Below are 12,859 nucleotides of genomic sequence, written 5' to 3'. Positions count from 1 at the left end.
GCTGTCCGGCGTGGTTTCGCACCTTGAACCGGACAGCCCCGCGATTCCTGACAGGATCCAGGTGTGACCTGGGTCACACCTGGATCGGAGGGTGTCAGAGGGTGAGGAGCGGGCTCTCCTCGTGGTCCGTGGCGGCCCACAGCTCGGTCGCGCGGACGAGCTTGTCGGGGTTGACCTGGTTGCGGAGCGCCACGATGCCGTCCGGGCCGACCTCCAGGCAGGTGATGCCGACGACCCGGCCGTCGACGACCGCGACGATCGCCGGCCCGCCGTTGGCGGTCGTGGCGTAGATCTCGGCCGCGCCGCCGAGGATGTTCCGCTTGGCCTTGCTGGGCTTGAACAGGCCGCGCATGAAGGTGGCGACCGCGAGCGCGCCCTCGAAGGCCTTCGCGCGGGCCGGGACCTTGCCGCCGCCGTCGCCGACCGAGACGGCGTCCTGGGTGAGGAGGCGTACGAGGGGTTCCGTACGGCCGCTGGTCGCCGCGGCCAGGAACTCCTCGACGATGCGCCGGGCCGTGGCGTCGTCGATCTCGGTGCGGGCCTTGCCATCCGCGACGTGCTTCTTGGCCCGGTGGTAGATCTGCTGGCTGGCGGCCTCGGTGATGTCCAGGATCTCGGCGATCTCCCGGTGCGGGTAGTCGAAGGCCTCCCGCAGCACGTACACCGCCCGCTCGTTGGACGACAGGCGCTCCAGCAGGACGAGGACGGCGTACGACACCGAATCGCGCTGCTCTGCGGTGTCGGCGGGGCCGAGCATCGGGTCCCCGGCGAGCAACGGCTCGGGAAGCCACTGCCCCACGTACGACTCGCGCCGGGCCCGGGCCGAGGTCAGCTGGTTGAGGCAGTAGTTGGTGAGGACCTTGGTGAGCCAGGCCTCGGGCACCTCGATCCGCTCGACGTCGGCTGCCTGCCAGCGCAGGAACGTCTCCTGCGCGGCATCCTCCGCCTCGCTCGACGAACCCAGCAGCCGGTAGGCGATGGCCTCCAGCCGGGGCCTCGCGGCCTCGAACCGGTCCACGTCACTCATGATCAGCGCCATGCCGCGATCCTAGGCGGCCCTGGGCCGGAACGGCAGGCCGGGAGGCGTTCCGGGGGCCACGGCGCCGCCGCCACGGCCGACGGACCGGGGCTGTCCTGGTGCCGCTCTTCGTCCTGGCCGGGCTCTTCACCGGATCGCTGCTCCTCATCGCGGACATCGACCGGCCGTTCTCCGGGCAGATCCACATCTCCAGCACGGCCATGGAGGACACCGTGGGCGACATCGGCGAGGACTTCGCCGAGGACCATCCGGGCCGCCCTCTGTCCTGCGACGCCCAGGGCGCCCGTACGGCGCCGTAGGCGTGCGGCTTCCCGGGCTTCCCCGGGAGGTCGCTCAGCGGATGAGCGAGCGGGCCGTGGGCGCGAGCCGCAGGAAGACGGGGGCTGCGGCCTGCGCCCGCTCGATGCCGGGAAGGATCTCGTTCCGTACGAGGGGACGGGCCAGCGCGTCGGCGAGGTGGCGGCGGTGGGCGTCCTCGTCCGGGTACGACGTGAGGACCGCGACGACGTTCTCCCCGGTGCGGACGGGAAGCCTGGGGAACGTGTTGGCCGCCGGCTCCGTGACGAGTACGGCGAGCGGTGCCGGCCCCGTCTGGCGCAGCAGCGGGACGAGGCCGTCCCGGATCAGTCGGGTGCCGTCGTGGGTGCCCGGGGGGAAGTGCCACAGGGCGGCGGCCACGAACCGGTGCGGTGCCGCCGCCCCCGCCTGCGCTCGCCCTTCGGCCGGGGGCCTCGCGAAGCCGCTCCGGTCCGGCGAGGGCCGCAGCAGCAGGACGTCGTCGGAGTCGACCATGGTGGCGTTGGCCTGAGGGCCGTGCGCGGCCCAGACCGGCCCGCCGTAGAAGGCCGACAGGGCCTCCCGCCGGGCCTCCATGTCCGGGAAGCCGCGCAGCCAGACGAAACGGTCCGGATCGTCGAGGTCGCGGAACTGGCCGAGGACGGTCATCCCGGTCTCTTCCTGCGTCTCGACGAGCTCCCTGTCGAACAGCTCGATGAGCTCGTCCCGCCGGCCGGGGCGCAGGGTGTACTGACGCAGCTCGATCACGGCGGAGTGGAGGGCGGGGACGTCCGGGAGGGCGGGGACGGCGGGGACGGCGGGGACGGTTCTGGGCACGGCGGACTCCGTTCTTTCGCTCGCTTCGAGCCGACCGTAGGGCGCGGGTGTGCCAGGACCTGTCAGTGTTTCCCCGAAGTCCCGGAGTCCCGGAGTCCCGGAGTCCCGGAGTCCCGGAGTCCCGGAGTCCCGGAGTCCCGGAGTCCCGGAGTCCCGGAGTCCCGGAGTCCCGGAGTCCAGACGTCCCAAGTCCCCAAGTCCCCAAGTCCCGACGTCCCGAGTCCCGAACTCCCGCCCCTCGGAGCAGAATCCTCGTATGTCCGCCGACCGGTTGCTGTCGATGCTGCTCCTGCTCCAGACCCGTGGCCGCATGTCGGCGCGACGGCTGGCCGACGAGCTGGGGGTCTCCGTGCGTACCGCGTACCGCGACCTGGACCGTCTGCAGGCCGCCGGGGTCCCGGTCTACGCCGAGCACGGCCGTGCCGGTGGCTATCAGCTGCTCGACGGCTACCGCACCCGCCTCACCGGGCTGAGCGAGCGCGAGGCAAGGGCGCTGTTCCTCGCCGGACTGCCCACGCCCGCCGCCGATCTGGGCCTCGCCGAGGAAGTGGCGGCGGCGCGGCTGAAGTTGCTGGCCGCTCTGCCCGCGGCCCTGCGCGAGGAGGCGACGCGGACCGACGCGGTGTTCCACCTGGACGCTCCGGGCTGGTACCGGGAGGCCGAGGAGACCCCGTATCTGCCCCTGCTCGTGGAAGCGGTGTTCGGCCGGCGTGCGGTGGACGTGCGGTACCGCCGTTGGCGCGAACCGCAGGAGGTGGACCGCCGGCTGCACCCGTACGGCCTGGTGCTCAAGTCCGGCACCTGGTACGTCGTGGCGGCGTCCGGAGGCGGCCATACCGCCACGTACAAGATCACCCAGATCCTCGACGCGGCGCTGAGCGACGAGCGCTTCGAACGCCCGGAGGACTTCGCCCTCGGTGCGTACTGGGCGTCCTACCTGGAGGACTTCCAGGCGCGCCGCTACACGGGCAGCGCCACCGTCAGGCTGTCGCCGAGGGGACGGGAGCGGCTGGCCGCCAACGTCCCCCCTGAGGTGGTACGGGCCTTCGAGGCCACCGCGACCGCCGTCGGCGACGACGGCTGGACCGAGGCCGTCATCCCGACCGAGAGCACCGAGCACGCGCGAGGCGAGCTGTTGAGGCTCGGCGTCGACGTCGAGGTCGTCGCCCCGGAGGAACTTCGCCGGGCCATGGCCGAGGCCGTCCGTGCACTGGCCGGGACCTACGGAGCCGGTAGCCCCGACGAGAGGTGCCGGGATGCGGACGTGGCCCAGCCGGCGGGCACGTAATTGGCCCACGTGGACGGCGAATTGGCCAGTACCGTAGGCGCAATGACGACAAGATCCACTTCTCCTCGCCGGTCCTCGCCCGCGACCCTGGCCGAGGCGCCGACGCTTCAGGCCCGTAACTCCGCCGCCTTCTGGACCGCGACCGGCCGGTCCCGGGGGCATGAGGTCGTCCGTCGCCGCGGCTTCGTCGCGGTCGACGGCGGCGAGCGCGCCGGCCTGCGGATCCTGATCCAGGAGCCGGACCTCGACCCGGGCGAACTGGCCGAGTTGAGCGAGCTCGTGCGCCGAGCCGCGGGCCCGGTGAACGTCGAGGACCCGTTCAGCTCGACCGACCTGAACCACCTCGGCATGCGCAACTGGCAGATGCCGGTCATGCTGCGCCCGCCGGGCCCCGTCGGCGACCCTGTGCCGGACGTGATCAGGGTCCGGCGGCCCGAGGACCTCCAGGCGGCCGAGCGGATCGTGATCGAGGGCTTCGAGCTGGCCGGATTCCAGCCGCACCGCCCCGGTGAGCTGTTCCCGTCGGCCCTGATCGAGGACTCGGGGGTGGACGTCTTCGTCGCCCTGCGCGACGGCGTGCCCGCGGGAGCCTGCGTCAGCGTCGTGGACGACGGCATCGGTAGCCACTACTGGGTCGCCACGTCGCCGGAGTTCCGGTCGCGCGGCGTGGGACGGGCCGTCATGCTCGGCTCCTTCGCCCACCTGCCGGAACTGCCGCTCACGCTCACCTCCTCGAAGCTGGGCAGGCCGCTGTACGAGTCACTGGGCTACGTCGCCGCGGCCCCCTCGACCTGGTGGGCCGCCGCTCCCGGGACACCGTCGCCGTAGAGCCGTAGAGCCGTAGAGCCGTAGAGCCATAGAGCCGTCGGCCGGTCGGCCCCGCCGCATGGCCGGTCGCGCGTCGGCTCGGCGTACATCGATCGGAGTAGTCGTGTACTCCGCCGGCGCAGGCTCGGGTGACGCGTCCGGGACGATGCTCCCGCGGGGAGGCCGGACCTACTGTCTCGCCCTATGACCAAGACACTCTCTCTGGCCGGGCTCGCCGTCGCCGTCTTCGCCCTCGCGCTGTCCGATGTGGTCAACAGGGGATACGACCCGTTGACCGAGACGGTCAGCAGGTACGTCAACCAGCCGCACGGCTGGCTGGTGACCGTCGGCCTACTGGCGGTCGCGGGCGGGTCGGCGGCCGTGGCCGTGGCCGTCCGGGCCGGTGGCAGCGGGTGGGGTGGGCGGCTGCTGCACTTCTGGGCGGGATGCGTTCTGGTCGCCGCCGTCTTTCCGGCTGATCCGCCGGGCAACTGGAGCCGCCCCTCGCTCTCCGACGGCGTGCACGGGGTCGCGGCCTGGGCGGGGTTCCTCGCACTGGCGATCGCGATCGTCCGACTCACCACCGTATGGCGGCGCGATCCGGCGTGGGCCTCGAAGAGGCGCGGGCTGACCGTGCTCGCGTGGGCGTCGGCGGCGGCGTTCGTGCTGTTCGCCGTGGCGTTCGTGGACAAGGCGGCCCTCACCCACACGGCCCCCCTGGGTCTGGCCGAGCGTGTCGTCATCGCCCTGGACCTGGCCTGGCTGGCTCTGGCCGCCACGTCCGTGAGGCCCTGGGCTGCGATATCGGGCGCGACGGGCCGTGCGGTGGCAGGAGACGTCAAGTGAACTCCCTTCCGCAGAACGGGTGGGGGGCGCGGCTGGTGGACCCGGCCCTGGCGCTGTCGACCGCGGTGGGCATCGGAGCGGGTCCTGCCGCGATGGGCGCGCCCTCGTCGTGGCACGGCACGTTCGGCCTGGGGGTGATTCTGGGAGGTCTGCTGCTGGTCCGCAGACGCCGACCCGTGCTCGTGCTCGCCCTGTCCGCGGCCGCCCTCCTCGGCTACCAGAGCGCCGGCCTGTTCGAGGGCGGCGCGGTCTGGCCCTTGTCCGTCGCCCTGTTCACCGCCGCGCTCGGCCGCCCCGGCCGGGCCGCCGCCGTCGGAGCCTTCGCCCTGGCGTGCGGCCTGGCCCTGCAAGGACTGGACGACACCTCCGAAGCCCTCGCCCGGGGCGGGGTCGAGCTGCTCTGGCTGGCCCTCGTGTGTGCCGCGGCGAATTCCTGGCGTCAGTACGGCCGTTGGCGTGCCGAACACCAGGCGCGTCTCCTGCAACTGGAACAGACCCGCCTGGTCGAGCAACGTCTGATCATCTCCCGGGAGGTGCACGACGTGGTCGCCCACACCCTGGCCGTCGTGGGTGTCCACCTGAACGTCGCCGTCGAGGCCCTGGACGATTCGCCCGAGGAGGCGCACGCCGCCCTGCGCACCGCGATCTCCGTGCGCAACCAGGCCATGACCGACCTGAAGGCGTTCGTGGGTGGGCTCCGCGACGTGCCGCAACACGGCCTGGAGTCCGTCGCCGGGCTGGTCGAGCAGGCCGAGGCGGCCGGGTTGGAGGTGCGCTACGACGCGGAGGGCGACCCCGATGGCGTTCCGGCGGCCCAGGCGCTCACCGCCTACCGGGTCGTCCAGGAGGCCGTGGTCAACACCCTGCGCCACTCGGACGCCGGGCGTCTCGCCATCCGGGTGCGGGCCCGGCCGCGGGCCTTGGAGGTGACGGTCGTCGACGACGGGCGCTCGGCAGCGGGGTTCACGGCGGGACACGGACTGACCGGGATGCGCGAGCGCGTGACGGCCCTCGGGGGAACGCTGCGCGTCGACGCCGACAGGGGTTTCACCGTACGGGCCGTCCTGCCCCTGACGGATGACGTGACAGGCTTGGCGCCATGACCGTCAGTGTGCTGCTCGCCGACGACCAGGCGCTCGTGCGGGCGGGGTTCCGCAGCCTGCTGGCCCGCGCCAAGAACCTGTCCGTCGTCGGCGAGGCCGCCTCGGGGGAGGAGGCGGTGCGGCAGGCCGCTCTGTTGCGGCCGGACGTCATCCTGATGGACGTCAGGATGCCGGGCACGGACGGCATCGAGGCCACCCGTCGCGTCCTGGCCGAGCAGCCGGCGACCCGGGTGATCATCCTGACGACCTTCGACACCGACGAGCACGTCTTCGAGGCGCTGCGCGCCGGCGCGAGCGGGTTCCTCACGAAGGAGGTCGAACCGGCCGAACTGCGCCGGGCGGTCGAGGTCGTGGCGGCGGGTGACTCCCTGCTGTCACCGGGCGTCACCCGTCGCGTCGTCGAACGCTTCGCGCACCGCCCCCGACCCGCCGTCGCCCTGGACGCGCTGACGGTGCGTGAGAACGAGGTGGTCAGGCTGGTGGCGGAAGGACTGTCCAACGACGAGATAGCCGCCGCGCTGGTGATCAGCCCGCTGACCGCGAAGACCCACGTTTCCCGGGCCATCACCAAGCTGGGCCTGCGTGACCGCGTACAACTGGTCATCACCGCCTACGAGCACGGCCTCGTCGGCGCTCCGCGGACCGGCCCGGGGGACCATCCCTGACCGCCACTGACCGCCGCTCGCCGCCTCCGGCGGTGTTCCCGCACGGCGTCAGTGCTTCAGCAGCAGCTTGAAGGCGACGATCAGCAGGCCGAGCAGCAGGTTGACCGTGGCGGTGACGGCCACCGCGCGCCACGAGGCTCCGACCCGGCGGGCGGCTGCCGCGGACCAGCCGATCTGACCGGCGATCGCGACTCCGAGCGCCAGCCAGAGGGTCCCGGCCATGTCCAGACCCAGGAGCGGACTGACCGCGACCGCCACGGCGGGCGGGATCGCCGCTTTGAGGATCGGCCACTCGTCGCGGCAGGCGCGCAGCACGATCCCTCGGGTCGGGGACCGCTGCGCCAGCCGCTCACCGAACAGCGTCGCGTGCACGTGCGCGATCCAGAACACCGCGCCGGTGAGCAGAAGGAGCAGGACGAGCTCCAGGCGCGGAAACTGCCCCAGGCTGCCGGCACCGACGACGACCGAGGCCGCGAGCATGGACCCGTAGACGGCGCCGGTGTAGTCGGCGTGCTCGCGACGCTCCGCCCGCCTGGCCGCGACGTCCTCGGTTCGGCGCACTCCGGCCTCCAGCAGGTTTCCGACCGCCGACTCCGCGGTGCCCTCGACAGAGCCTCCCTCCAGCATGAAGGCCCACCGGAGATCCCGCCCGCCGCACGACCCGGGGGTGCGAGCGACCGGGCCGGTCCGGGCACGGAGCTGGAGGAGCAGTGGTGGAAACCACCGAGGTCGCCCGTGCCGTCCTCTGCCGAGCCCTCGGGCCGCACCCTCCGGCCGATGCCGACGGGGGCGGACTCACCTCAGGCCGAGTCCGGTGGCGCGTCGGAGTTGGCGGTGCCGGATGCCGCGCTGTCGGACGCCGCGTCGCGGCGACGGTATTCGGCGTTGATGCGCTGTGCCTCTTCGAGCTGGTCCTCAAGGACGATGATGCGGCAGGCAGCCTCGATCGGTGTGCCCTGGTCGACGAGTTCGCGGGCGCGCGCGGCGATGCGCAACTGGTAGCGGGAGTAGCGGCGGTGGCCGCCCTCCGAGCGCAGCGGGGTGATCAGGCGGGCCTCGCCGATGGCGCGGAGGAAGCCCTGTGTGGTGCCGAGCATCTCGGCGGCCCGGCCCATCGTGTAGGCGGGGTAGTCGTCGTCGTCGAGACGGCCGTACGAGTCGTCTGCTGTCATTTGCACCTCTCTGGGGAAACACATCGAGGGGCCCTGGTGCCGTACTGGCACCAGGGCCCCGAAGGAACTTCTACACCACCCGCCGGCCCTGATACTGCGCCGGCGTTCTGTGTCCGCGCACCCGACCTGCCTGCTGTCGGGGCTGCGGGGATCGCGGTTGCTTGACCGGAGACCACCTCACTATCGATGTCCTGCGGTACCCGGGCTCAGCCTCGGCCTCACGCCCGGGCGATCCTGATGGCGCGGGTTCCTCCGTTCTTCCTCGGCGATCAACTACCTACTGCGGGGAACTGCGTACTACGGGTACTGCGTACTACGGGTACTGCGCACTGCACTCGCGGGTACCGCATCTGCCATGACAGCGGTCCCGCTTGCGGCGGCCCCTGATCACTGCGGGCCACCCGGTCCGGCCGCCAGTCCCGTCGCCGTCCTACGAAAGCCTGGCTTCGAAACTCCGCCGCCGCACCGCCCTGCTCACTGCAACTACCTGTAGTGCCGGCCGGCAGTTCGTCTCTGCCAGGCCCTGCTGTCTCTCTGCGTTACGAGAGAAACCATAAGCGCGCCAAAGCCCAATGTCTACTCTGGCGGACATAGATTTCCGTGTGTCCGGTGAGCAGGTAATCGAACGCGACGGTGACGGCAGGGGGCGCGGGGCGGTCACCGCCAGGTCGAGCACTGTGATCCTCGTCGTCTCGGTGCATAGGATCGGCTCTCATGTCGAAGCTTGACGAGCTGCTCGTTGACGTCGCCACGCTGGTGGAGTCCGGGCACAGCAACCAGATGTCCCTGACCGTGGTCACCGGTGGAGCTGTCATCACCGGTCGGCTGGCACCCGAAGCGGTGTGGAGGCAGCGGGTTTCGGAGGTCCTGGCGGACTCGGCCAGCCTGGGAGAGTTCTCCGCGGTCTTCACCGCCACGACACGGAGGGAAGGGCCGCCCGCACATCTGCACTTCCACATGGCGCGGATCCTTCAGGGCGCGGTGGGGATCCCGGAGACGGGCGGGATGTACCGCGTCTCGATCGCGGACGTCAGCGCCTGGACCATGGGCGACTTCAGCTACTCCGATCACTGACCGAGACCCGTAGAGAAACCGCCCGTTCGATACGCGAGAGGGCCCGACCGGCGGATGCGGTCGGGCCCTCTTGGTGGTTCGGGCTGTTCGGGCTGTTCAGGTGAGGCCTCACGTTCGCCCGTGGGTCACGGTCAGGCCGCCGACGGGGTGCCGAGCATCGCGGAGGCGTGCTGGAAGGCGTCGCGGGCGCGGGCGGGCGCGGTGTTCTGCGGAAGGCCGCGACAGGTGAAGCCGAGCTTGGTCATGGCACGGAGGACTTCACCCGCGCTGAAGTCGCGGCGGTCCTGGCGGGTGACGACCTGGCCGACCTGCATGACGGGGTAGGTGCGGCGCCCGATGATCACGGACTCGCCGGCGACCTCCTCGGGCTTGACGCCCTTCATGGAGTCCAGGACGCCGCTCTTGGTGAGGTCGAAGGGGAAGCGGGCGATGACACAGCGCACGATGCCTCACAGGGAGAGGAAGGGGATGGTTCCGCCGGGGTGAGGCGGTTCACGCGAGGACGAGGGCGGCCCGCCCGGTCGTCAGGGCGGTGGCAGAAGTGAGCGGCCCGCCGTCGCCGGGGAGGTCGCGCAGCTGGAGCCGGTCCGTGTAGGTGGAGCTCTCGCGGACGGTGGTGAGCTGGGCCCGGGTGACCAGGCCGGTGCACAGGCCGTCGTTGTCGCAGACGAGCACGTGCCCGGTGCGGGCTCCGGCCATGACCGAGAGGGCCACCTCGACGGTCATGTCGTCGCAGACCTGTGGCGCCGTGTCCACGGCGTCGGCTGCCGTCGGGTGCGCGGGGGCGGGGTGCGTCGGGTGGGGCTGTATCTGGACCGGCGTCACAACGTGCCTCCTGCAGAGATGGGTCGGCTTCCGGACGGTGTACGGCTCAGGCCGCCACGTCGCCGACGGAGCGCCGTCCGCCGGCGCGCCTCGCCGCCGAGGCGGGCCCGCGCCGACCGCGGGGGGCCGAGCCGCGCTTGCGCTGCTCGGCCGACGGCGCGGTGATCGTCACGGGGATGCCGGAAGGTGTCCGGGCGCCCGTGATCCGGCGCAGCGCCTCTTCGCCGGAGCGGACCTGGGTGGTCTCGGGCACGATGCCGGCGGCCGCCATGAGGCGAGTCATGTCGCGGCGCTGGTTGGCGGTGACCAGGGTGACGACGCTGCCGGACTCGCCGGCCCGGGCGGTCCGGCCGCCGCGGTGGAGGTAGTCCTTGTGGTCGGTGGGCGGGTCCACGTTGACGACGAGGTCGAGGTTGTCGACGTGGATGCCGCGCGCCGCGACGTTCGTGGCGACCAGGACGGTGACGTGCCCGGCCTTGAACCGGTCGAGGGTACGGGTGCGCTGCGGCTGCGACTTCCCGCCGTGCAGGGCGGCGGCCCGGACACCGCAGTGGAGGAGGTCCTCGGTGAGGCGGTCCACGGCGTGCTTGGTGTCCAGGAACATGATCACCCGGCCGTCGCGCGCCGCGATCTCGGTCGTCAGCCGCTGCTTGTCGGCGCCGTGCACGTGCAGGATGTGGTGCTCCATCGTGGTGACCGCGCCCTGTGAGGGGTCCACGGAGTGGACGACGGGGTCGGTGAGGTAGCGGCGGACCAGGAGGTCGACGTTGCGGTCCAGGGTCGCGGAGAACAGCATGCGCTGGCCCTCGGGGCGGACCTGGTTCAGGAGCGCGGTGACCTGGGGCATGAAGCCCATGTCGGCCATCTGGTCGGCTTCGTCGAGGACGGTGATCGAGACCTGGTTCAGCCGGCAGTCACCGCGGTCGATGAGGTCCTTGAGGCGGCCGGGGGTGGCCACGAGGACCTCGACGCCGCTGCGCAGCGCGTTCGCCTGCCGGCCGATCGGCATTCCGCCGACGACGGTGGCCAGGCGCAGCTTCACGGCGCGGGCGTAGGGCGTGAGCGCGTCGGTGACCTGCTGGGCGAGTTCCCGGGTGGGGACGAGGATCAGCGCCAGCGGCTGACGGGGCTCGGCGAGCTGTCCGGCGGTTCGGGCCAGCAGGCCCAGGCCGAAGGCGAGGGTCTTGCCGGAGCCGGTCCGGCCGCGGCCCAGGACGTCGCGGCCCGCCAGGGAGTTGGGCAGGGTCGCGCCCTGGATGGGGAACGGGACGGACACGCCCTGTGCGGTGAGCGCGGCCAGGAGGCGCCGGTCCAGGGCCAGGTCGGCGAAGGTCTCGACGGCGGGCAGTGCCGGAGTGATCGTCTTCGGCGGGGCGAACTCCCCCTGCACGGCGGCGGGACGCCTGCCGTATCCGCCCGACCGGCTCGGACCTCCCGACCGGCTCGCGGCGGACGATCCGGGGCGACCGCCCCGGCCCGTTCCTGCGGAGGAGTCGTACGCGTGACCGCCGTTGCGGCGGCTGCGGGCGGAACGGCCGTTCGTGCGTGTGGGGTTCATACAGAACCTTCCTTGATACGGCGCGTATTCGAGGAATTCCGGCAGCGGACGAACAGCGTGGGGAATCACGGGCACGGGCCGAATGAAATGCGAGAGCAAGCGGCCTGGCCCAGGACAAAGAAATTGTCGGCGCAAGCGGGCGAGCGAAAGAAGCGCGAGAGAGGCAGGTGCGCGGTGTGGGAAAATCCTGCGAAATGCATGTAGCTGGGGCCCGCACCCCGAGGGATGCGGGCCCCAGCTACGTATTACGCGTCAGCGTCAGGCGGAGACGATGTTCTCGGCCGTCGGGCCCTTCTGGCCCTGCGCGATGTCGAAGGAGACCTTCTGGCCCTCCTGGAGCTCGCGGAAGCCCTGGGCGGCGATGTTCGAGAAGTGGGCGAAGACGTCAGGGCCGCCACCGTCCTGCTCGATGAAGCCGAAACCCTTTTCCGCGTTGAACCACTTCACGGTGCCAGTAGCCATGTCATATCTCCTTGGGCAGTGCAACGGCATCCGTACGGTACGGACGCCGTGTCGCCGCGATGATGCCCTGCCCGGAAAATGACCGGAAATGCAAAGCGCTTCCGTGCGACACGAGGTCGACGGGAGGCGCTTGAAATTTTTTGGGTACCAAAACTGCAACTGACTTCGACAGTAGCACGCCGTCGCATCCTGTGTGCGTCGAAAATTTCCCCCTGTGTGTCGCCGATAAAAACTCTCTCTGCGATGACCGTCAAAATCTCAGACCGCGAACACAGGTATTCATTCCTCCGAACGCGCGTTCAAAAGCAAGACCTGCCCAGCCCCGCGAGTCCGGGACTCGCGCCTGGAACCGTCCTACACGGAGACGTGCTGCACATCGCCGTACGCGACGACGGGCCCCCGGCGAGGAGCCGCGACAGTCGGCGGGCACGGCATCCAAGGCACGCGCGCGCGGGCCGAGAAGCTGGGGGGCAACCTTGGCACCCATCCCGCAGGTCGCTGGGCACCCGTACTGACCGCTGTTGTCCGCTCTGAAGGGCACGGCTGGGGTACGGCTGGGACACGCTGGGGCCCGAACGCGGAACGGGATCAGGCGTTGGACAGTGTCGTCGCCGGCGACTGGAACCAGGCGCCGTGGGAGGACGGCTCGGGCGGGCCGACCTCCATGCCGAGTCCGTAGGCCGCGAATTCGGTGTCATCGATCCAGTCCGCGCTGGCGAGCCGGGACTGAAGGTCGGAGAGGTCGAAGCTGTCACGCGCGTGGCGGCGGCCGAGCTCTTCGAGCTCGATGTGACTCCAGCGACCCGCTGCCGCTCGGACGTCGATCAGGTCAACTCCGCCGTAAGGGCAGGTCAGAGGTCTCATGCGACGCCTCCGGCCAGACAACGCAATGTTCATGCCCTCCGCG

At 71.3% G+C, this 12,859-nt stretch carries 15 protein-coding genes and 1 pseudogene; 7 read left to right on the top strand and 9 right to left on the bottom strand.

From position 1 onward, the window contains the following. Positions 1 to 94: 94 nt before the first annotated feature. Complete coding sequence (gene sigJ, locus IE124_RS16025; RefSeq protein ID WP_189508421.1) at positions 95 to 1,039, bottom strand: RNA polymerase sigma factor SigJ; 945 nt, start codon at positions 1,037 to 1,039, stop codon at positions 95 to 97. Between the two features lie 98 nt (positions 1,040 to 1,137). Here sigJ and IE124_RS16020 point away from each other — a divergent pair, with 98 nt between their 5' ends. Next, the gene (locus IE124_RS16020) at positions 1,138 to 1,338 is read left to right on the top strand and encodes a hypothetical protein (protein ID WP_189508420.1); all 201 of its coding nucleotides are present in this window, start codon (positions 1,138 to 1,140) and stop codon (positions 1,336 to 1,338) included. 34 nt (positions 1,339 to 1,372) lie between these two features. Here the strand turns inward: IE124_RS16020 and IE124_RS16015 are convergent, their stop codons facing one another. Beyond that, positions 1,373 to 2,083, bottom strand: coding sequence for an NIPSNAP family protein (locus IE124_RS16015; RefSeq protein ID WP_189508534.1), 711 nt, complete (start codon positions 2,081 to 2,083; stop codon positions 1,373 to 1,375). 325 nt (positions 2,084 to 2,408) lie between these two features. Between IE124_RS16015 and IE124_RS16010 the strand changes: the two genes are divergently transcribed. The 5 genes from IE124_RS16010 to IE124_RS15990 all read left to right on the top strand — a co-directional run bounded on the left by IE124_RS16010 (position 2,409) and on the right by IE124_RS15990 (position 6,861). Continuing rightward, the gene (locus IE124_RS16010) at positions 2,409 to 3,440 is read left to right on the top strand and encodes a helix-turn-helix transcriptional regulator (RefSeq protein WP_189508419.1); all 1,032 of its coding nucleotides are present in this window, start codon (positions 2,409 to 2,411) and stop codon (positions 3,438 to 3,440) included. A gap of 42 nt (positions 3,441 to 3,482) precedes the next feature. Beyond that, positions 3,483 to 4,268, top strand: coding sequence for a GNAT family N-acetyltransferase (locus tag IE124_RS16005; protein WP_189508418.1), 786 nt, complete (start codon positions 3,483 to 3,485; stop codon positions 4,266 to 4,268). A 183-nt stretch (positions 4,269 to 4,451) separates the two neighbouring features. Then, the gene (locus tag IE124_RS16000; RefSeq protein ID WP_189508417.1) at positions 4,452 to 5,093 is read left to right on the top strand and encodes a DUF998 domain-containing protein; all 642 of its coding nucleotides are present in this window, start codon (positions 4,452 to 4,454) and stop codon (positions 5,091 to 5,093) included. Next, positions 5,090 to 6,196, top strand: coding sequence for a sensor histidine kinase (locus tag IE124_RS15995; RefSeq protein ID WP_189508416.1), 1,107 nt, complete (start codon positions 5,090 to 5,092; stop codon positions 6,194 to 6,196). Before IE124_RS16000 ends, IE124_RS15995 begins: the two co-directional genes overlap by 4 nt. After that, positions 6,193 to 6,861, top strand: coding sequence for a response regulator (locus tag IE124_RS15990; protein WP_189508415.1), 669 nt, complete (start codon positions 6,193 to 6,195; stop codon positions 6,859 to 6,861). Before IE124_RS15995 ends, IE124_RS15990 begins: the two co-directional genes overlap by 4 nt. Before the next feature lie 48 nt (positions 6,862 to 6,909). Here the strand turns inward: IE124_RS15990 and IE124_RS15985 are convergent, their stop codons facing one another. Both IE124_RS15985 and IE124_RS15980 read right to left on the bottom strand, forming a co-directional pair. Beyond that, complete coding sequence (locus IE124_RS15985) at positions 6,910 to 7,422, bottom strand: hypothetical protein (protein WP_189508533.1); 513 nt, start codon at positions 7,420 to 7,422, stop codon at positions 6,910 to 6,912. 239 nt (positions 7,423 to 7,661) lie between these two features. After that, complete coding sequence (locus IE124_RS15980) at positions 7,662 to 8,033, bottom strand: helix-turn-helix domain-containing protein (protein ID WP_189508414.1); 372 nt, start codon at positions 8,031 to 8,033, stop codon at positions 7,662 to 7,664. Between the two features lie 714 nt (positions 8,034 to 8,747). Between IE124_RS15980 and IE124_RS15975 the strand changes: the two genes are divergently transcribed. Beyond that, positions 8,748 to 9,107 carry a hypothetical protein gene (locus IE124_RS15975; protein WP_189508413.1) on the top strand — a complete coding sequence of 120 codons (360 nt, stop codon included), beginning with the start codon at positions 8,748 to 8,750 and terminating at the stop codon, positions 9,105 to 9,107. Positions 9,108 to 9,238: 131 nt separating this feature from the next. On the opposite strand, the gene IE124_RS15970 is transcribed toward IE124_RS15975, so the two are convergent. The 5 genes and pseudogenes from IE124_RS15970 to IE124_RS15950 all read right to left on the bottom strand — a co-directional run. Beyond that, positions 9,239 to 9,550 (bottom strand): SCO5918 family protein, encoded by a 312-nt coding sequence (locus IE124_RS15970; RefSeq protein WP_189508412.1) that lies wholly within the window; start codon positions 9,548 to 9,550, stop codon positions 9,239 to 9,241. A gap of 49 nt (positions 9,551 to 9,599) precedes the next feature. Beyond that, positions 9,600 to 9,932, bottom strand: coding sequence for a CBS domain-containing protein (locus IE124_RS15965; protein WP_189508411.1), 333 nt, complete (start codon positions 9,930 to 9,932; stop codon positions 9,600 to 9,602). Between the two features lie 46 nt (positions 9,933 to 9,978). Beyond that, positions 9,979 to 11,490 carry a DEAD/DEAH box helicase gene (locus IE124_RS15960; RefSeq protein ID WP_189508410.1) on the bottom strand — a complete coding sequence of 504 codons (1,512 nt, stop codon included), beginning with the start codon at positions 11,488 to 11,490 and terminating at the stop codon, positions 9,979 to 9,981. 258 nt (positions 11,491 to 11,748) lie between these two features. Continuing rightward, positions 11,749 to 11,952, bottom strand: coding sequence for a cold-shock protein (locus IE124_RS15955; RefSeq protein WP_030323642.1), 204 nt, complete (start codon positions 11,950 to 11,952; stop codon positions 11,749 to 11,751). Between the two features lie 588 nt (positions 11,953 to 12,540). Beyond that, a pseudogene (locus IE124_RS15950) lies at positions 12,541 to 12,783 on the bottom strand (hypothetical protein); the annotation flags it as partial. Positions 12,784 to 12,859: the final 76 nt, after the last annotated feature.

Origin of the sequence: Streptomyces narbonensis, assembly GCF_014649015.1 — a bacterium.
In the GTDB taxonomy this organism is placed as follows: Bacteria; Actinomycetota; Actinomycetes; order Streptomycetales; family Streptomycetaceae; genus Streptomyces; species Streptomyces narbonensis.
The sequence above is the reverse complement of the archived record's forward strand: the minus strand, read 5'-3'. Positions and strand labels throughout refer to the sequence as shown.

Excerpts from the sequence above, each read along its gene's own strand:
- sigJ (WP_189508421.1), bottom strand. The coding sequence starts at position 1,039 with ATGGCGCTGATCATGAGTGACGTGGACCGGTTCGAGGCCGCGAGGCCC.
- IE124_RS16010 (WP_189508419.1), top strand. The coding sequence starts at position 2,409 with ATGTCCGCCGACCGGTTGCTGTCGATGCTGCTCCTGCTCCAGACCCGT.
- IE124_RS16005 (WP_189508418.1), top strand. The coding sequence starts at position 3,483 with ATGACGACAAGATCCACTTCTCCTCGCCGGTCCTCGCCCGCGACCCTG.
- IE124_RS16000 (WP_189508417.1), top strand. The coding sequence starts at position 4,452 with ATGACCAAGACACTCTCTCTGGCCGGGCTCGCCGTCGCCGTCTTCGCC.
- IE124_RS15990 (WP_189508415.1), top strand. The coding sequence starts at position 6,193 with ATGACCGTCAGTGTGCTGCTCGCCGACGACCAGGCGCTCGTGCGGGCG.
- IE124_RS15980 (WP_189508414.1), bottom strand. The coding sequence starts at position 8,033 with ATGACAGCAGACGACTCGTACGGCCGTCTCGACGACGACGACTACCCC.
- IE124_RS15975 (WP_189508413.1), top strand. The coding sequence starts at position 8,748 with ATGTCGAAGCTTGACGAGCTGCTCGTTGACGTCGCCACGCTGGTGGAG.
- IE124_RS15960 (WP_189508410.1), bottom strand. The coding sequence starts at position 11,490 with ATGAACCCCACACGCACGAACGGCCGTTCCGCCCGCAGCCGCCGCAAC.
- IE124_RS15955 (WP_030323642.1), bottom strand. The coding sequence starts at position 11,952 with ATGGCTACTGGCACCGTGAAGTGGTTCAACGCGGAAAAGGGTTTCGGC.